The 19022-nt window shown below is 61.9% G+C and carries 15 protein-coding genes; 7 read left to right on the top strand and 8 right to left on the bottom strand.

What is annotated here, in order from left to right:
• The 4 genes from GQ59_RS22420 to GQ59_RS22405 form a co-directional block, all read right to left on the bottom strand.
• Complete coding sequence (locus GQ59_RS22420; RefSeq protein ID WP_037085281.1) at positions 1-918, bottom strand: ABC transporter permease subunit; 918 nt, start codon at positions 916-918, stop codon at positions 1-3.
• Positions 919-932: 14 nt separating this feature from the next.
• On the bottom strand, positions 933-2090 hold the full coding sequence (locus GQ59_RS22415; protein WP_037085278.1) for an ABC transporter ATP-binding protein: 1158 nt from the start codon (positions 2088-2090) through the stop codon (positions 933-935).
• A 77-nt stretch (positions 2091-2167) separates the two neighbouring features.
• Positions 2168-3265, bottom strand: coding sequence for a polyamine ABC transporter substrate-binding protein (locus GQ59_RS22410; RefSeq protein ID WP_037085276.1), 1098 nt, complete (start codon positions 3263-3265; stop codon positions 2168-2170).
• A gap of 122 nt (positions 3266-3387) precedes the next feature.
• Complete coding sequence (locus tag GQ59_RS22405) at positions 3388-4806, bottom strand: helix-turn-helix domain-containing protein (RefSeq protein WP_037085275.1); 1419 nt, start codon at positions 4804-4806, stop codon at positions 3388-3390.
• Between the two features lie 203 nt (positions 4807-5009).
• Between GQ59_RS22405 and aceA the strand changes: the two genes are divergently transcribed.
• Both aceA and GQ59_RS22395 read left to right on the top strand, forming a co-directional pair.
• A complete protein-coding gene (aceA, locus tag GQ59_RS22400) occupies positions 5010-6299 on the top strand; it encodes an isocitrate lyase (protein WP_037085272.1) in 1290 nt (429 codons plus the stop codon).
• 32 nt (positions 6300-6331) lie between these two features.
• Positions 6332-6571 (top strand): SMc00767 family acetate metabolism repressor, encoded by a 240-nt coding sequence (locus GQ59_RS22395; protein ID WP_037085269.1) that lies wholly within the window; start codon positions 6332-6334, stop codon positions 6569-6571.
• Between the two features lie 13 nt (positions 6572-6584).
• Here GQ59_RS22395 and GQ59_RS22390 read toward each other — a convergent pair whose 3' ends face one another.
• The 3 genes from GQ59_RS22390 to GQ59_RS22380 form a co-directional block, all read right to left on the bottom strand.
• A complete protein-coding gene (locus GQ59_RS22390; RefSeq protein WP_037085267.1) occupies positions 6585-7448 on the bottom strand; it encodes a LysR family transcriptional regulator in 864 nt (287 codons plus the stop codon).
• 426 nt (positions 7449-7874) lie between these two features.
• A complete protein-coding gene (locus tag GQ59_RS22385) occupies positions 7875-9713 on the bottom strand; it encodes a methyl-accepting chemotaxis protein (RefSeq protein WP_037085265.1) in 1839 nt (612 codons plus the stop codon).
• A gap of 498 nt (positions 9714-10211) precedes the next feature.
• On the bottom strand, positions 10212-11345 hold the full coding sequence (locus tag GQ59_RS22380; protein WP_244448028.1) for a BaiN/RdsA family NAD(P)/FAD-dependent oxidoreductase: 1134 nt from the start codon (positions 11343-11345) through the stop codon (positions 10212-10214).
• A gap of 174 nt (positions 11346-11519) precedes the next feature.
• On the opposite strand from GQ59_RS22380, the gene GQ59_RS22375 reads away from it, so the two are divergent.
• The 5 genes from GQ59_RS22375 to edd all read left to right on the top strand — a co-directional run bounded on the left by GQ59_RS22375 (position 11520) and on the right by edd (position 18462).
• Entirely contained in the window at positions 11520-12959 is a 1440-nt protein-coding gene (locus tag GQ59_RS22375; RefSeq protein WP_037085262.1) for a glutamine synthetase family protein, read from the top strand.
• Positions 12960-12969: 10 nt separating this feature from the next.
• On the top strand, positions 12970-14271 hold the full coding sequence (locus tag GQ59_RS22370; protein ID WP_037085260.1) for an NAD(P)/FAD-dependent oxidoreductase: 1302 nt from the start codon (positions 12970-12972) through the stop codon (positions 14269-14271).
• A 99-nt stretch (positions 14272-14370) separates the two neighbouring features.
• Positions 14371-15843, top strand: a complete 1473-nt coding sequence (zwf, locus tag GQ59_RS22365) for a glucose-6-phosphate dehydrogenase (protein WP_037085259.1) — start codon at positions 14371-14373, stop codon at positions 15841-15843.
• A 5-nt stretch (positions 15844-15848) separates the two neighbouring features.
• Positions 15849-16547 (top strand): 6-phosphogluconolactonase, encoded by a 699-nt coding sequence (gene pgl / locus GQ59_RS22360; RefSeq protein WP_037085256.1) that lies wholly within the window; start codon positions 15849-15851, stop codon positions 16545-16547.
• Positions 16548-16644: 97 nt separating this feature from the next.
• Positions 16645-18462: a phosphogluconate dehydratase gene (gene edd / locus GQ59_RS22355; protein WP_037085254.1), complete on the top strand. Its 1818-nt coding sequence runs from the start codon at positions 16645-16647 to the stop codon at positions 18460-18462.
• A gap of 73 nt (positions 18463-18535) precedes the next feature.
• On the opposite strand, the gene GQ59_RS22350 is transcribed toward edd, so the two are convergent.
• Positions 18536-18892, bottom strand: coding sequence for a hypothetical protein (locus GQ59_RS22350; RefSeq protein ID WP_037085252.1), 357 nt, complete (start codon positions 18890-18892; stop codon positions 18536-18538).
• Between the last annotated feature and the right edge of the window lie 130 nt (positions 18893-19022).

The following is a 19022-nucleotide window of genomic DNA, read 5'->3' as shown; positions in this document are numbered from 1 at the left end:
TCAAGCCACCTTCTTCTGCTGGTTCTGGAAAATCATGATCGGCACGACCAGCATGATCAGCAGGATGACCGCAACTGCCGATGCCAGCGGCCAGTCGCGGTTGCCGAAAAATTCCGTCCACAGCGTCTTGCCGATCATCAGCGTGTCGGCACCGCCGAGCAGATCCGGGATGACGAATTCGCCGGTGATCGGGATGAAGCAGATCATCGAACCGGCGATGACGCCCGGCAGCGACAAGGGAAAGGTGATCTTCCAGAATGCCTTCCAGGGCGGGCAGCCGAGATCGCTCGCGGCCTCGAGCAGAGTATTGTCCATCTTTTCCAGGGCCGCATAGAGCGGCAGGACCATGAACGGCAGGTAGGAATAGACGATGCCGACGAAGACGGCGTAATCGGTGCGAAAGATCTGCACCTGGTCATCCGCGCCGAGAAGGCCGACCGATTGGAACAGCAGCGTCAGCAGGCCGTCCGGCTTCAGGATGCCTATCCAGGCGTAGACGCGGATCAGGAAGGACGTCCAGAACGGCAGGATGACCAGCATGACCAGCGTCGGTCGCAGCATGGTCGGGGCGCGGGCCATGGCGAGCGCCATGGGATAGCCGATCAGCAGCAGCAGGAACGTGGAGATCACCGCGATGCGCAGCGAAGAGAGATAGGCCTCGATGTAGAGGGGGTCGTCGGTCAGGAAGAGATAGTTGTCGAGGTCCAGTTCGGAGACGAAATCGCCGAATGCGCCGAACCCTTCAAAGAGCGGCGTATAGGGCGGCATGGCGATCGCAGTCTCGGAGAGCGAAATCTTGAAGATGATCAGGAAGGGCGCGACGAAGAACAGCAGCAGCCAGAGATAGGGCACCGCCACCACCAGCCAGCGGGCGGGGTTGGGTTTGTTGGCGGGGTGGGTTTCGGAAACGCTTGCCATCTCCACTCCCCCGCTCAACGCGTCAACACGAGGCCGGCATCGAGCGGCCAGGTGAGCCAGACCATGTCGCCGAAGGTGATCGGCCGATCGACGAGGCGGGAAACGTTGGCCTGCGCCGCGCGCACCACCCGGCCATCCGCCAGCTTCACCAGGAAAACCGAAAAGTCGCCGAGATAACCGATATCCCAGACTTCGCCATAGACCGCATTGACTGAGGTATCCGCCGGCTGGTCGGGCGAGATGCGGACTTTTTCCGGCCGCACTGCAAAAGCGACCTTGTCGCCCACGACCGCCTGGCATTCCTGCTCGACCGATACCGCTATACCTTCGCAGTCGATCCTGACCGTGCCCGGCGCGCCGAGTGCGCTGCCGGTCGAAGCGACCGTGCCTTCGAGAATATTGATGTCGCCGATGAAATCCGCGACGTAACGGCTGTTCGGCGCTTCGTAGATCTCGGCCGGCGTCGCCACCTGCATGATCAGGCCCTTGTCCATCACCGCGATACGGTCGGACACGGTCATCGCCTCTTCCTGGTCGTGGGTGACGATCAGGAAGGTGAGGCCGAGCTTGGTCTGGAGGTCCATCAGCTCGAACTGCGTCTCCTCGCGCAGCTTCTTGTCGAGCGCGCCGAGCGGCTCGTCGAGCAGCAGCACCTTGGGGCGCTTGGCGAGGGAACGGGCGAGCGCCACGCGCTGGCGCTGGCCGCCGGACAGCTGGTTCGGCTTGCGTTTGGCGAACTGCTCCAGCTTGACGAGCTTCAGCATTTCCTCGACGCGGGTGGTGATCTCGCCCTTCGGCAGATTGTCCTGCTCCAACCCGAAGGCGATGTTCTTTTCGACCGTCATGTGGGGGAAGAGCGCGTAAGACTGGAACATCATGTTGGTCGGCCGGCGATAGGGCGGCACGCCGGAAATATCCTTGCCCTGCAGCAGGATGCGGCCTTCGGTCGGTTCCTCGAAGCCGGCGAGCATGCGCATCAGCGTCGTCTTGCCGCAACCGGAAGGCCCGAGCAGCGAAAAGAATTCCCGCTCGTAGATATCGAGCGTCAGGTTGTCGACGGCGGTGAAATCGCCGAACCGTTTGGTGATGTTTTCGAAACGAATAAACGGAACCGCCGACGGGTCGGTCCAGGGAGAAAATTTACGCTTAACCGGCCCAAGAGATTTCGCCATGCCCTTACCCCATTTCGCCCGATGGCTGCTGCCCCAAAAGTAATCGGGGCAGACGTTTCCGCCTGCCCCGCCCTTGATCAGCTACCGGTCTTGATCTGCGTCCAGACCCGGTTCAGGACCCGCTGCTCGCGCGGTCCGTATGGCGAAATGGTGAAGAGTTTCTTGACCACGTCTTCCGGCGGATAGACGGAGGGATTTTCCAGAACCTCCTTGTCGATGAACTTCTGCGAAGCCAGGTTGCCGTTGGCGTATTGAACGAAATTCGAAGCCTTGGCGATGACTTCCGGTTTCATCAGGTAGTTGATGAAGGCATGCGCCTCGTCGACATGCTTCGCGTCCGCGGGGATCGCGAGGTTGTCGAACCACATATAGGTGCCTTCCTTGGGAATGATGAATTCGATGTTGACGCCGTTCTTGGCTTCCTCGGCGCGGGTCTTGGCCTGCAGCACATCGCCCGACCAGCCGATCGTGATGCAGCTGTCGCCATTGGCGAGCTCATCGATATAGGCGGACGAATTGAAGGTCTTCACCGACTTGCGAATTTTCGCGTAGACAGCGCCGCCGGCTTCGAGGTCCTTGGTGTCCTTGCTGTCAGGATTCTTGCCGAGATAGTTCAGCGCGATTGCGAAGGTCTCGTCGGATGCATCGAGGATGTTGATGCCGCAGGACTTCAGCTTGGCAGCGTTTTCCGGCTTGAAGAGAACATTCCAGCTGTCGATCGGAACATCGCCGAGTGCAGCCTTCACCTTGTCGACGTTGTAACCGATGCCGGTCGTGCCCCACATGTAGTTGACGGCATATTGATTGCCGGGGTCGTATTTCGCCAGACGCTCGGAAACCACCGGCCACACATTGGAGAGGTTCGGCAGCTTAGACTTGTCGAGCTTCTGGAAAACCTTGGCCTGGATCTGGCGGGCGAGGAACGGGCCGGTCGGCACGACGACATCATAACCGGAACCGCCGGCGAGAAGCTTGGTCTCCAGCATCTCGTTGCTGTCGAACACATCGTAGATGACCTTGATGCCGGTCTCCTTGGTGAAATCCGTCAGGATCGTCTCATCGATATAGTCCGACCAGTTGTAGACGCGAACTTCGCGTTCCTGGGCCAAGGCAGCCGTCGCGGCGAAGGCCGTGGCGGCAACTGCGGCAGCAAGACTGAGCAAATGACTTTTCATGATCTCTCCTGTTCCAGTTTTTTCAGCGCAATCGTCAAATCACGCCTAATTCCCTTATATTTTTCGCGAGAGTAAAAAGTAATTTTCCACCCCACAAGGGGGAATGTGCGCCGCCGCAAAACTCACTGGAAATCGAAGGCGCTGAGGCCGGTCACCATTTCATCTAGGCCAAGCGGTCTAGTCACCGGCGGCTCGGCCCGGGAGAGGCAACCCTGCCTTTCGCAGAGCCTGCAGGCGGTGCCGACAAGCACCGTAGCCGCGCTCCCCGGCAGGGCCTCGCCATAGACGGTGTCTCCCACGCTCGACAGATCGCAGCCGAGAAGGATCGCGGTGCGCCGAATCCGCTCTGCGAACCCCGCCTGGGGACCTTCGAGCGTCCTCGACAACGTCAGGAACATCCCGCCATCCGGCATTTCTACCCGATCGACGAGGACCTGACCCGGCTGGAGGAAGGCGGAATGGAGCCCAAGCTTCGGACAGAGCCCGCCGAACCGTGCCTGCGGGAACCCCTGGGCACCGGCGCGGCGGATCGCGTTGCCGGCGTGGTCGAGTTCCATCAGAAAAAACGGGATGCCCGGCGCACCGGGCCGCGCGAGGGACGTCAGGCGGTTGGCGGCCTGCTCGAACGACACAACGAAGCGCGAGCGCAACACGTCGAGATCGTACCTAGCGCGCTGGGCTGCCGCGAGAAAAGCCCCATAGGGCATCATCAGCGCATGGGCGGCATAACGGGCGAGCTCGAAGCGACCGATGCGCCGCGCCTCGTTGGTGGAGAGGTTGAGGTCTTCGAGTTCGGCGGCGATCTCCTGGCCCAGCGCCAGCAACGCCACTTCCATGGCAAGCTCGCGGGTCCGATCGAACGGCGAAAGCCTCTCCGAGAGAAACAGCCGCATGGAATGGCGGTCGTAACGCCGGCGCAGATTCGGCATGGCATGCACAGGCAGCGTGCGCACCACGATGCCGTGCTCGTTCTTCGCCCAGGTCTTCAAGGCGCCGGGCAGCTCGTCGCCGGTTCCAAGCCTAGCCGCGAAGATTTCCGCCGCATCCTCGATGCGCGCGAAGAAGTTGGGGCGACGCTCCAGCGTCTCGCGCACTTCGTCTATCGGCAGGCGCGTGCCGGCAATCGATGTTTCGTGACCTTCGCGAGCGAGAAGCTCGGCGAGATCGGAAAGCCTCGCAGCCTGCTCGCGATAGGCGCGATAGAGCTTCATCAGCCCGAGCGCCGCATTGGGGGCAGCCTCCGCCACCTCGATGATTTCCTGGTCCCCGGGGATTTCACCCGCCAGCAGCGGATCGGAAAATACCTCGCGCAGCCGCCCCGCAAGACCCCCGCCCTCACCCTGCAGCGCATCGAGATCGACCTTGTAGACGGAGGCGAGCTTCAAGAGGAGCTGGACGGTCAGCGGCCGCTGGTTGCGTTCGATGAGATTGAGATAGGAAGGCGAAATGCCGAGCGCCTCGGCCATGGCCGTCTGGGTGAGACCAAGCCCCAATCGTACCCGCCGCACCCGCGGGCCGGCAAAAATCTTTCGCTCCGCCATTGTCACCGTTTTTACAAAGTTGTCGGTTGGCCATATTTACTAAATTGACATCTTCACAGAACCTCTTGTGAAAGACAAGACATCCTAACCCCTTTGTGAGCGCCAATTCTGCATCTTTTCTGGCAGTGCAGCATTCTGTTCTGTAAATATAGTCACATCAAACCCGCATTCAGCGGATGACCCATTTACATAGGAGGATGACAATGACAGATTTTTACACGCTGGTCCCAGGCGCCCAGAAAGGCCGGTTCGAGGGGGTAGACCGCCCCTATTCCGCAGAGGACGTCAAGCGGTTGCGCGGCTCAGCCGAGATCCGTTATTCGCTCGCCGAAATGGGTGCCAACCGGCTGTGGTCGCTGCTGCACAACGAGGACTTCGTCAACGCGCTCGGCGCGATGACCGGCAATCAGGCGATGCAGCAGGTCCGGGCCGGGCTGAAGGCGATCTACCTGTCGGGCTGGCAGGTCGCAGCCGATGCCAATACCGCTTCCGCCATGTATCCGGACCAGTCGCTTTATCCGGCCAATGCGGCGCCGGAACTGGCGCGGCGGATCAACCGCACGCTGCAGCGTGCCGACCAGATCGAGACGGCGGAGGGCAAAGGCCTTTCGGTCGAAACCTGGTTCGCGCCGATCGTTGCGGATGCGGAAGCCGGGTTCGGCGGACCGCTCAACGCCTTCGAGATCATGAAGGCCTTCATCGAGGCGGGAGCGGCAGGCGTCCACTACGAGGACCAGCTCGCATCGGAAAAGAAGTGCGGCCATCTTGGCGGCAAGGTCCTGATCCCGACCGCCGCACATATCCGCAACCTGACGGCCGCGCGGCTTGCCGCCGACGTCATGGGCACGCCGACGCTGGTGATCGCCCGCACCGATGCGGAAGCGGCAAAGCTGCTCACCTCGGATATCGACGAGCGCGACCAGCCCTTCGTCGACTACGATGCCGGGCGCACGGTCGAGGGTTTCTACCGGGTGAAGAACGGGCTCGAACCCTGCATCTCCCGCGCCGTCGCCTACGCACCCTATTGCGATCTCATCTGGTGCGAAACCTCCAAGCCGGACCTCGAGCAGGCCCGCCGGTTCGCGGAGGGGGTCCACAAGGTGCATCCCGGCAAGATGCTCGCCTATAACTGCTCGCCGTCGTTCAACTGGAAAAAGAACCTCGACGACGCGACGATCGCCAAGTTCCAGCGGGAACTGGGTGCGATGGGCTACAAGTTCCAGTTCATCACGCTCGCCGGCTTCCACCAGCTGAATTTCGGCATGTTCGAGCTCGCCCGTGGCTACAAGGACCGCCAGATGGCTGCCTATTCGGAGCTGCAGGAGGCGGAGTTCGCCGCCGAGATCAACGGCTACACCGCCACGAAACACCAGCGCGAGGTCGGCACCGGCTATTTCGACGCCGTCTCCGTCGCCATCACCGGCGGACTTTCGTCCACCACGGCGATGAAGGAATCCACCGAGCACGACCAATTCCGGCCGGCTGCGGAATAGGCCTGAAACTCATCACCAAGAGGAGAACCGACATGAACATCCAGACCCACGTCAAGGAACGCGCAGAAGAGCAGTCGACGGCGATGACGCCCGACCAGCAGGCTGCGATCCGCACGCTCGCCAACGACCTGCATCGCCTCAACCATGCGGTCATGAAGGCGGTCGAGGCCGGGGTTTCGGTGGAGCTCGTCCGTTCCGCCCGGCATCACGGCGGCGACGGCCACTGGGGCGACCTGATGATCCCCGTCATCGTCACCAACCGGGTCCAGTAATCGAAAGAGAGGTCTAAGGCTGTCGGCCGGCAAACAGCGGGCCGTGAGCCCGGACGAACTTCACCATGCGATCGACCACCGTGCGGATATCCCGGCGGTGGCGATCGTCGTTGTTCATGGCGATCCACTGGCTGTGCCGAAGGCTCTCGATCTCGCCGCCGACCCGCTCCAGCCGCATGTCCTGGTCGCCCACGAAACAGGGCAGGACTGCGGTTCCGGCACCGCCGAGCGCCAAATCGCGCAGGGAGCGCGGGCGGTTGACGGTGACCGCCACCTGCGCTGCCCGTTCCTGATGCGGCCAACGCAGATAGGCGGAAATCGCGTCCTCCTCCGAGACCGCAAGCCAGCGGTCGGCAACCGAGGGGTGGGCGTTGCGGGCACGATAGGCTGCATAGGCGACTTCCCCGAGCCTGGCTGCCGCAAGGTTCGGCTCTTCGGGTTCGAAGGCACGTATGCCGATATCGCTTTCCCGGTGCGTCAAGCTCGCCCGTCGTTCGGCCACATAGAAATCGAGGCGGAAGTCATCGCGCTCGGTGCGGATAAGCGAGAGATTGCGGGTGAACATCCAGGCAAGCCAGGTGCCACAGGCAACCCGCACCAGCGTCGAACCGGCGCCTTCCCGCTTCCAGCTCTCGATGCGGCGGGCAGCGCCTTCCATCTCCAGAATCTGCGCAAACAAGGCAGCCCCATCGGCAGTCAGCTGATAGCCGGTGCGGCTGCGTAAAAACAACGGACGCCCGACGGCCTCTTCCAGATCGAGCATCCGCCGGCCGATCGTGGCGGGGCTCAATCCGGTCATGCCGGCAGCACCGGACAGCCCGCCAAACCGGGCAACCTGCATGAAAAGCTCGTAGGCATCCCAGTTGACGTTTTTCATGGGTGAAAGACATAGCGGGAATTCGGCGGTACAAAAAGCTGTTTTTGAGGTTTAATAGAGGAGACGATTTCCACAAACGGAGGAATTCCGATGTATGAGAATATCGTCGCAGCCACCTTTTCGTACGTCTTCCGAACAAGTCCAATCCGTCGCGATATCGCAGCGGAGAACGATTTCTATGAACGTTACGCCCACCCTTACCCGCGCTGGTTCGTCAGCCTGCAGCGGGTGACGGATAGACATAGGACGACAAAGGGCGGCATCGCTGCAGCCCGGGAGATTGGTTCCGGTCTATCGGGTGGCACTGGCGAAGACCAGAACTCCGCCCCCTGCCGCCCCAGGCAACAGTATCGGGCAGTGCCGGAGCGGTGTGGCGCCGGATTTTCCGCAGCGCCCGGCTCGCCCTCGCTTTGACATCGGCAGATATCATGCAGCGCGAGAATAACCCGCGCGGCGACTGTTCGCGTCGATGCGGAACTGCTCTACCAGTTCAAGCAGGGCATCCGCCTCGCTTGCGAGACGTCGGCTTGCTTCCGTCGTCTCGCCGACCATCGCGCCATTCTGCTGGGTCATCTGGTCCATACGGTTGACGGAATTGTTGATGTCCTGCAACGCGGCCGATTGATCGCGGCTGGCCGTCGCGATCATTTCCACATGCTGGCTGACGCCGGTGATCTGCTGGCTGATCGCAGCCAGCACTTCGCCCGCCTGCTGCACCAGGCCGGCACCGGAACTGACTTCCTGGCTCGACTGGGTGATTAGATCCTTGATCTCCTTGGCGGCAGCGGCGGAACGCTGCGCCAGTTCGCGAACCTCCTGCGCCACGACCGCAAATCCCTTGCCGGCCTCACCGGCACGAGCAGCCTCGATGCCGGCATTGAGTGCCAGAAGGTTGGTCTGGAACGCGATGTCGTCGATGACCTCGATGATCAGCTCGATCTTGCCGGAAGCCTCTTCGATACGTCCCATGGCAGCGACCGCGTTGCTCACCACGGTGCCCGAGCTGTCTGCGCTCTTCTTGGTGACGGCGACCGCCAGGTCCGCCTCGCGGGCGCGCTCTGCCGAAGACCGGACCGTCGCGGTGATCTCGTCGACCGCCGCAGCCGTCTCCTCGAGAGAAGCCGCCTGGGTTTCGGTACGGCGCGAAAGTTCAGTCGAGGAATGGCTGAGGTCGGCACTGCTTTTCTGGATGGAGAGCGTGCTCTCGCGGATATGAGAAAGCGTGTCCCGCAGCCGGACGATGGAGCCGTTGAAGTCGGTGCGGAGCTGCTCCAGCCGGCCGGAATATTGTGTCTCGATCGTGCTCGACAGGTCGCCTTGAGCCAAGCGGGCCAAAGCCGCACCCAGTTCGCTGACGGCGGTGTCGATCTCACGGTCGACACGTTGCTTTTCGGCGTCGTTGCGACGGCGCTCGGCCTCCGTTTCGGCGCGATCCTCGGCACTGCGGCTCTCCAGCCGTTGTTTCTCGCGCGCCGCTTCCCGGAAGACTTCCAGGGCGCGAGCAATATTGCCGAATTCGTTGCGGCGTTCGGCATAGGGGATTTCGGTAGCGTCATTGCCTTGGGCAAGCGCATGCACGACGCCGGTCAGCACGCCGAGCGGCCGGAGCAATATTCGAAGCGCGAACAGGCTTGCGATGCCTATGACAAGGAGAGCGCCAAGCGAGGTGCCGATGACGATGTAACCCGCGGTGGCGATATGGGCGAAATAGACTTCCATCGGAATGCCGATGAAAAGCAGGCCGGTGACGCCGTTCGAGGCATTGGTGATGGGGAAATACCCCGTCATGAAATCCTTGCCGAACAAGACAGCCGGCCCGAAATAAGCTTCTCCGCGCGCCAGGAACGGCTGCGCCGGGTGCTCCGCGGCAAGCTTGGTGCCGACCGCCCGCTCGCCCTTTTCGGTCTTCACATTGGTCGATATCCGGACATAGTCGGTGCCCTTCTTTTCGAACAGGGTCGCGACACCGCCGATGGCGGATGCCGTGCGATCGACCATGTCATGGTCTTTCACCGCACCCTCGGCCTGACTGACACGGATGACCGCGCCGTCGCGGATCTCGGTTTTGGCGCCATCCAGTTCCAGATCGTAAAGCAGGCTCATGGTGCGTATCGCCTTGCGGGCATCGTCCTTCGCCGTATCCATGATATCGCCGCGCAGGTAGGTATAGGTGAGGCCACCCACCGCTATCACCGCAACGAAGATCATGAAGAGGCAAAGAAGAACGATCCGCGATACCACGGACGATGGCAGGATTTTGATCATTTAGGCCAGCTTCCCCGCAAAACTATGAACTGAACTAGTATCGCCGGCGGAAGTGAAAATTTACTAAATTTGAATGTAGTCGGTAAAGAGGCCCCTGAGGCGGGAATTGACGCAAACCTGAGCTTGGAAATGCGCGAAAATAAACAGGCCAACGCTCCCCGAGCGTGACTAAAGACCGCGGCCGTTCAGGCGCGCGGCGAAATCGAAGAGCGGAAGCTCTTAGAAAAAAAGCGTCGGAAGCGCGAGGAGCGCGGCCGTTGCACCGATGGCGATCGCGAGAAAACGGAGGCGAATGAGCTTCGGGTTATCCTGAACCTTAGCGACTGCGATTGCACGGGCACGGCTGGGTCTCTGCATGGAAACGGCACTCCAAGGCAAGTTGCTCTGGCGCTTCAGCCGCGACCGGCAGGAAGCGCATGCCCGCCTTAAACCATAGGAATTGGCTGGCATTAAGGCAGGATGGCTGGCGCACATTAACAAGTGCTGAATCAACCCATACTACAATGCTTCCCCACAAACATGGCCTGATGCCCAGGCCCATTGGAAATTGTAGCCCCCGAGCCAGCCGGTCACATCCACGCACTCGCCGATGAAATAAAGACCAGGCACCGCCTTTGCCTGCATGGTCTTCGAATCCAGCTCGGACGTATCGACGCCGCCGAGCGTTACCTCGGCCGTCCGGTAACCTTCGGAGCCGGCGGGTTTGATTGCCCAGTTCTGGATGGAGGCCGCCAGGCCCTCGATTGCCTTGTCGGAAAGATCGGCGAGATGGGCGGTCAGGCCGCGCGCCTCCACGAAGAACTGCGCCAGCCGTTTCGGCAGCAGCTCCGCAAGCACCGTCTGTGCCGCCTGGCGACCGTTCGTCTTGCGGGCGGTCTTCAGCACGGCTGCGATATCGAGGTCGGGCTCGATGACCAGCGTCACGTCGTCGCCTTCCCGCCAGTAGGACGAGATCTGCAGGATCGACGGGCCGCTCAAGCCCCGATGCGTAAAGAGGAGCGCCTCGCGAAAAGCCGTCCTGCCATGGCGGACTTCGGTCGGCACCGCGATGCCGGAAAGCGGCGAAAGCTTTTCGAGCAGGTTCGGATCGAGCGTCAGCGGCACGAGCGCCGGCCGCGTCTCGACGATCTTCAGCCCGAATTGCCTGGCGATGTCGTAGGCAAAACCGCTGGCGCCCATCTTTGGGATCGATTTGCCGCCGGTCGCAACCACCAGGGACCCCGCCTCCACCGGCCCGTCGGAGGTGCCGACGCGGAAGCCGTCGGGCGTCCTTTCGATCGACGTGATCTGTTTCTGCAGTTCGAGCAAAACGTTCGCCGCCTTCATCTCGGACAGCAGCATACGGATAATGTCCTTGGCGCTATCGTCGCAGAAGAGCTGGCCGAGCGTCTTTTCGTGCCAGGCGATACCATGGCGTTCGACCATGTCCAGAAAATCGCGCGGCGTGTATCGGGCGAGCGCCGACTTGGCGAAATGCGGATTGGCGGAGAGATAGTTTTTTGCGCTTGCATGGATATTGGTAAAATTGCAGCGCCCCCCACCGGAAATGCGGATTTTCTCGCCCGGCGCCTTGGCGTGATCGAGGACCAGCACCGAACGTCCGCGTCCGCCCGCGCGGATGGCGCACATCATGCCTGCGCCGCCCGCGCCCAAAACCACGACATCGAATTTCCGCGTCACCGCATGCTCCTTGTTCCAATATCTGCTGTTTTCGATCGGCAACTCAAAGTCAATGGCGTCTCCCCCTCGCCATTCGCCAATCCGTGGTTATGATGGAACATTCGATCAACCTCACCCCGATGTGTCATGCCGCGCAAAAAAACCGCTCCCGCCCTCGCAACCGGCACCGTGGCGAAAGCCGCGACTGCTCAGCCGACACTCACTTCGCTGAGAGGCGTCGCGGACTGGCGGGAGGCCGCCGCCTGGCTTCGGGCACGGGGGATCGAGGACATCGAGTGCATCACGCCCGATCTCGCCGGCGTGCCGCGCGGCAAGATGATGCCGTCTTCGAAGTTCACCTCGAACACCTCGCTGGCGCTGCCGTCCGCCCTTTATCGCCACACTATTTCCGGTGAATACCCCGAAGAGACCGGCACGTTCCGCTACGAACCGCGCGACAGCGACCTGAAGCTGGTGCCGGATCTTTCGACCCTAGCGGTGGTGCCCTGGGAGACCGATCCGACCGCGCAGGTGATCTGCGACATCGTCGATACCGAAGGCAAGGCGGTTCCCTATACGCCGCGCAACGTGCTGAAGAACATCCTCAAGCTCTATGAGGAACGCGGCTGGAAGCCGGTCGTGGCGCCGGAGATCGAATTTTACCTCGTCGCCAAGAACGACGATCCGGACTATCCGCTGCACCCGCCGAAAGGCCGGTCCGGCCGCTCCATCCTCGGCGGGCAGGGTTATTCGATCGCAGGCATCAACGAATTCGACGAACTGATCGACGACATCTACCATTTTTCGGAAAAGCAGGGCCTCGAGATCGATACGTTGATCCATGAGGAAGGTCCGGCGCAGCTCGAGATCAACCTGCGCCATGGCGATCCGATCGAACTCGCCGACCAGGTGTTCATGTTCAAGCGCACCATTCGCGAGGCGGCCCTGAAACACGGCATATACGCGACGTTCATGGCCAAGCCGATGCAGGGCCAGGCGGGTTCGGCAATGCACATCCACCAGTCGGTGATCGACATCAAGACCGGCAAGAACGTCTTCTCGAATCCGGACGGTTCGGCTTCCAAGGAGTTTTTCCACTTCATTGGCGGCATGCAGACCTATGTGCCGAAATCGCTCGCTATGATGGCGCCCTATGTGAACTCCTACCGCCGCCTGACGCCCGACATGTCGGCGCCGGTCAACAATGCCTGGGGCTACGACAACCGGACCACCGCCTTCCGCGTGCCGGTCTCGGATGCGAATGCCCGCCGCGTCGAAAACCGCCTGCCGAGCTCGGACGCCAATCCCTATCTGGCGCTCGCTGCCTCGCTCGGCTGCGGCCTGCTCGGCATCATGAATGCGATCGACCCCGGGCCGCCGACCGAGGATACCGCCAACGAGGGGTCGATCGAACTGCCGCGCGGCCTGCTGGAAGCCGTGTCGCTGCTCGAGTCCGATCCGGCGCTGGCCAGCGTCTTCAGCCCGGAATTCATCGGCCTCTATGCGGGCGTCAAGCGCGGGGAGTTCGAGACCTTCATGCAGGTGATCAGCCCCTGGGAGCGGGAATTCCTGCTTCTGAACGTGTGAGGGCTGCGCCTTGGATGTATGGCAGAGCCCGATCGCGCCGGGAATTTCCTGGTATCAGGCGACTCTCACCGAGCGGCCCACCTATCCGGCGCTCGACGGATCCAAATCGATCGACGTGGCGATCATCGGCGGCGGCTATACCGGCCTGCAGGCGGCTTACAACCTTGCAAAGGCTGGTATCTCCGTTGCGCTGATCGAGGCCAGCCGGTTCGGCGACGGCGCGTCCGGCCGCAATGGCGGACAGATGGGCACGGGGCAGCGCTGGTGGCCGGAGGATCTTGAAAAGGAGATCGGCTACGAGCGCTCCAAGGCGCTGTTCGATATGGCCGAGAACGCCAAGCGGCATCTCCTCGACTTTGCCGAGGTCCACGGCATCGACATGGAGTACATGCCAGGCCAGATGAACGTTTCCCACAAACGCGGCCACGAGAAGGATTATCGGGCGACCGCCGAGATCGCGGCGGAACGCTACGGGTATCCGCACATCTCCTTCATGGACGGCCAAGAGACCGCCGAGCGGCTCGGCACGAAAGACTATTATTGCGGGGTGCGCGATACCGGCACAGGCCACATCCATCCGCTGAAGCTGCTGGTCGGACTTGCCAGGGCGGCGCAGGCGGCCGGTGCGCAGATTTTCGAGATGACCCGCGCGACGGGCATCGAAAAAACCAGGAACGGACCGGGCGGCAAGATTCTGGTCCGGACGCCCAGCGGCACGCTGACTGCCGACCGGGTGCTGATCGCCACCAATGCCTATATCGGCGATCTCGAACCGGTTACATCAGCGCATATCATGCCGATCGGCTCCTTCATCGCCGCGACAGCGCCGCTCGACGATTTTCCCGATGTTCTCCCCGGTGGCGAGGCCGTTGCTGATTCGCGATTCGTAGTGCGCTATTTCCGCAAGAGCCGCGACAACCGGCTGCTGTTCGGCGGCCGCGAGGTCTACACCTCAAGCAATCCGGCAGACACGGCCAACGCCATCCGCAAGCAGATCGTCGACACCTATCCGGCCCTGAAAGACGTTGAAATCACCCATGCATGGGGCGGAAATGTCGGGATCACCCTGCCGCGCCAGCCTTTCGTGCGCGAAGTCATGCCGGGGGTGACGTCGATCGGCGGTTATTCCGGCCATGGGGTGATGCTGTCAAACTATTGTGGCAAACTTTATGCTGATATGGTCGGCGGCAGGGCGACGGATCTCGACCACCTTGCCGCCCTCAAAATTCCTGCCTTCCCCGGCGGGCGTCACATGCGGAGTCCCCTGCTTTTCCTTGCCCTCACGTGGTTTGCGCTACGCGACAGGCTCTGACAGGCAGTCCGTACCACACTTCGGAAGCCAATTCAGGCTAGCGTTTTTAAATCGATTAGAATAAGTATGCACCCAACCATGCAGGACGAAAGAACAGCGATGAGCAGCCAGATCATCCCAGTTGAACCCTTTGATTGTATCGTATTCGGCGGTACCGGCGACCTTGCGGAACGCAAGCTCCTTCCGGCCCTCTACCATCGGCAGATCGAGGGCCAATTCACCGAGCCAACCCGCATCATCGGCGCCTCGCGCAGTACGCTCTCCCATGAGGATTACCGCAAATTCGCCCAGGATGCCCTGAAAGAGCATCTGAAGAAGGGCGAATACGACGAGGCGGAAGTCCAGAAATTCCTCCAGCGCATCTATTACATCTCGGTCGACGCAAAGGCCGAAGGGGGCTGGGCCGAACTCAAGAAGCTGCTCGACGACGGCAAGGAGCGCATCCGCGTCTTCTATCTGGCGGTGGCGCCGGGCATTTTTGGCCCGATCTCCGAAAAGATCCGTGACCACAAGCTGATCACCAAGTCGACCCGCATCGTCGTCGAAAAGCCGATCGGCCGAGACCTCGCGTCGGCGCTGCAGCTCAACGACATGATCGGCAAGGCTTTCCACGAAGACCAGATCTTCCGCATCGACCACTATCTCGGCAAGGAGACGGTGCAGAACCTGATGGCGCTGCGTTTCGCCAACGCGCTCTACGAGCCGCTGTGGAACGCCGATCATATCGACCACGTGCAGATCACGGTCGCCGAAGCCGTCGGTCTCGAAGGCCGCGCCGGTTATTACGACACGGCGGGCGCGCTCCGCGACATGGTGCAGAACCACATTCTGCAGCTCCTCTGCCTTGTCGCCATGGAAGTGCCCTCCTCCATGAATTCGGAATCGGTGCGCGACGAGAAGCTCAAGGTGCTGCGCGCCCTGAAGCCGATCACCGAGGCCAATGTCGAACAGATGACGGTGCGCGGCCAGTATCGCGCCGGCGCCTCCGCGGGCGGTCCGGTCAAGGGTTATCTCGACGAGCTCGAAGGCGGCGTTTCCAACACCGAGACCTTCGTCGCCATCAAGGCCGAGATCGGCAACTGGCGCTGGGCCGGCGTTCCCTTCTACATCCGCACCGGCAAGCGGCTTGCAGCGCGCATGTCCGAGATCGTCATCACCTTCAAGCCGATCCCGCACAATATCTTCGACGCAGCCGCCGGCCGCATTTCGGCCAACCAGCTGATCATCCGCCTGCAGCCGGACGAAGGCGTCAAGCAGTCGCTGATGATTAAGGATCCGGGGCCGGGCGGCATGCGGCTGCGCAATGTCTCGCTCGACATGAGCTTTGCGGAAGCCTTCTCGGTGCGCAATCCGGACGCCTACGAGCGCCTGCTTACCGACACGATCCGCTCCAACCAGACGCTGTTCATGCGCCGTGACGAAGTGGAAGCCGCATGGCGCTGGGTGGACCCGATCCTGAAAGGCTGGGAAGCGGCCGGCCAGCAGGTGCAGGGCTACACCGCCGGTACCTGGGGTCCCAGCCAGGCGATCGCCCTCATCGAGCGCGACGGCCGGACATGGCATGAGGGTTAAGGGTCATGACCGCGAACATGCTTGAATTTGCGGATGCCACCGCCCTCGCCGCCAGCCTGGCGGACGAGGTTGCGGCCCACCTTGAAACCGCTATCCGCGAGCGAGGCACCGCCTCGATCGCGGTCTCGGGCGGCTCCACCCCGAAGAAGTTCTTCGAGGCGCTGGCGACCCGCGATATCGACTGGAGCAAGGTAACGGTGACGCTGGTCGACGAACGGTTCGTGCCGGCGGACAGCCCGCGTTCCAACCACCTTCTGGTGTCGGCGCACCTGCTGAAAGACAAGGCGGCTGCCGCCAAGTTCATACCTCTATACTACGAAGCGCCGTCGATCGATGAAGCGGCCGTGATCGCGACCGAAAAGACGTCCGGCATCGGCAATCCGTTCGACGTGGCGATCCTCGGCATGGGCGCCGACGGCCATACGGCTTCGTTCTTCCCGCATGGGAATAATCTTGCCCGGGCACTCGATCTTTCCGGCCCCCGCGGCGTTCTGACCATGCAGGCGGAAGGTGCCGGCGAAGAGCGACTGACCTTCTCGTTCGCCAGCCTTTCGGACGCCCGTTTCCTGGCGCTGCATATCGAAGGCCAGGGCAAGAAGGACGTGCTCGAAAAGGCAAAGGCCGGCTCCGACGAAACTGACATGCCGATCCGAGCCGTGCTCAATCGAGCCGCTTCGCCGCTGCAGATTTTCTGGGCGCCTTAAGGCGCCGACTTTTCAACGCGAGCAATCCCGGTGGCTTAGGGCCCTCCCGAAGGTCCTGTCCCTCCCAAGCCGGGGTTGAGCACAAGAGGACAAGACCATGGCCGCTCATTCCAGCATCGAGGCAATCACCGCCCGTATCGTCGAACGCTCGAAACCCCATCGCGAAGCCTATCTCGACCGCGTTCGACGAGCGGCAACACGAGGGCCACACAGATCGACGCTCTCCTGCGGCAATCTCGCCCATGGCTTTGCGGTCTGTTCCCCCGCCGAGAAGGACGCGCTCGCAGGAGACGTCGTCCCGAACCTCGGCATCATCACCGCCTATAACGACATGCTCTCGGCGCACCAGCCCTACGAGACCTTCCCGGCGATCATCCGCGAGGCGGCGCGGGAAGCCGGCGGTATCGCGCAGGTCGCCGGCGGCGTGCCGGCCATGTGCGACGGCGTCACCCAGGGCCAGCCGGGCATGGAACTGTCGCTGTTCTCGCGCGACGCGATCGCCATGGCGGCCGGCATCGGCCTCTCGCACAACATGTTCGATGCGGCTGTCTTCCTCGGCATCTGCGACAAGATCGTGCCGGGTCTCGTCATCGCGGCGCTCAGCTTTGGCCATCTCCCCTCCGTCTTCATTCCTGCCGGCCCGATGACCACAGGGCTTCCGAACGACGAGAAGTCGCGCATCCGCCAGCTTTATGCAGAGGGCAAGGTCGGCCGCGCCGAACTGCTCGAGGCGGAATCGAAGTCCTATCACGGCCCCGGCACCTGCACCTTCTACGGCACGGCCAATTCCAACCAGATGCTGATGGAGATCATGGGCTTCCACATGCCCGGCGCCTCCTTCGTCAATCCGGGCACGCCGCTGCGCGAAGCGCTGACCCGCGAGGCCGCCAAGCGGGCGCTGGCGATCACGGCGCTCGGCAATGAATTCACCCCGGCCGGCGAGATGATCGACGAACGCTCCGTCGTCAACGGCGTCGTCGGCCTGCATGCGACCGGCGGCTCGACCAACCACACCCTCCACCTCGTCGCCATGGCCCGCGCTGCCGGCATCCTGCTCACCTGGCAGGATATTTCCGAGCTCTCCGATGTGGTGCCGCTGCTTGCCCGCGTCTATCCGAACGGGCTTGCCGACGTGAACCATTTCCATGCCGCCGGCGGCATGGGGTTCCTGATCAAGCAGCTCCTGAAGACCGGCATGGTGCATGACGACGTGCGCACCGTCTTCGGCCACGGGCTGGAAGCCTATACGGTCGAGGCGAAGCTGGACGCCAAGGGCCAGGTCACCCGCGAGGCGATCCCGGATCAGAGCGGCGATCTGAAGGTCCTGGCGCCGATCGAGACCCCTTTCCAGTCGAATGGCGGTCTCAAGATGCTGAAGGGCAACCTCGGCAAGGCCGTCATCAAGATTTCCGCCGTCAAGCCGGAACGCCACATCGTCGAAGCGCCGGCGATTGTCTTCCACGATCAGCATGGGTTGCAGGAAGCGTTCAAGCGTGGCGAACTCAACAGGGATTTCATCGCCGTCGTGCGCTTCCAGGGACCGAAGGCGAACGGCATGCCGGAACTGCACCGTCTCACTCCCCCGCTCGGCGTTCTCCAGGACCGCGGCTTCAAGGTGGCCTTGGTCACCGACGGGCGCATGTCGGGCGCCTCCGGCAAGGTGCCGGCCGCGATCCACATCACCCCCGAAGCCTGCGACGGCGGGCCGATCGCCAAGATCAAGGACGGCGACATGATCCGCCTCGACGCTGTCGCCGGAACGCTGGAAGTGCTGGTCGACGCCGCGGAGTTCGGGGCTCGCACACCGGTCGTCGTCGATCTTTCCGACAACGAGTTCGGCATGGGCCGCGAACTCTTCGCCCCCTTCCGCCGCCATGTCGGTACCGCGGACATGGGCGCGAGCGTGTTTGCTTAAACAGGCTGATTGCCGGCAGAAACAAGAACGGCGGCCGTGGAGCCGCCGTTTCCATTTAAGGTCATGAACCAGGCTACCAGGAGCGGATATCCAGCGTCCGGTCGCGATGGTTCGGATGGGTCGAGAATACGAAGATGCGGTCCAGTTCCTTCTGCTTGAGCAGTGACAGGAAACGCACTTCGATTGTGTTGTTGGCGTTGGTGCGCATCAGCAGGCAACCGACCTTGGAAATGCGCGCATCGGGAATATCGAGATAAAACTGCTTCGGCAGATTATACTGGGTCAGGATGCCGAGGACGGCGCCGCTCATCGAGATACGGATGACGTCACAGCGGCGCTGCGCCATGTTCATCACGCCATTTTCCGTATATTCGATACGCGCCGCATTCATCGTGTCTTCCATCTTGAACCGGGCTTCCCGGTCGTACATGAAAGACTCTTCCTTGTTCAAAAAGTGATTTTTGTTACTTGGAGTCGCGCTCACGACATCCCTCCATTGCCTTATGGAGGAAGCCTAGCCGGCGAAATTTAACAGAGAGTTTTGAAGTCTCAAATCAGAA

This window comes from Neorhizobium vignae, from assembly GCF_000732195.1.
Classification (GTDB): domain Bacteria; phylum Pseudomonadota; class Alphaproteobacteria; order Rhizobiales; family Rhizobiaceae; genus Neorhizobium; species Neorhizobium vignae.
Note: the sequence above shows the minus strand (reverse complement) of the source record. Positions and strands in the feature narration are given on the sequence as shown.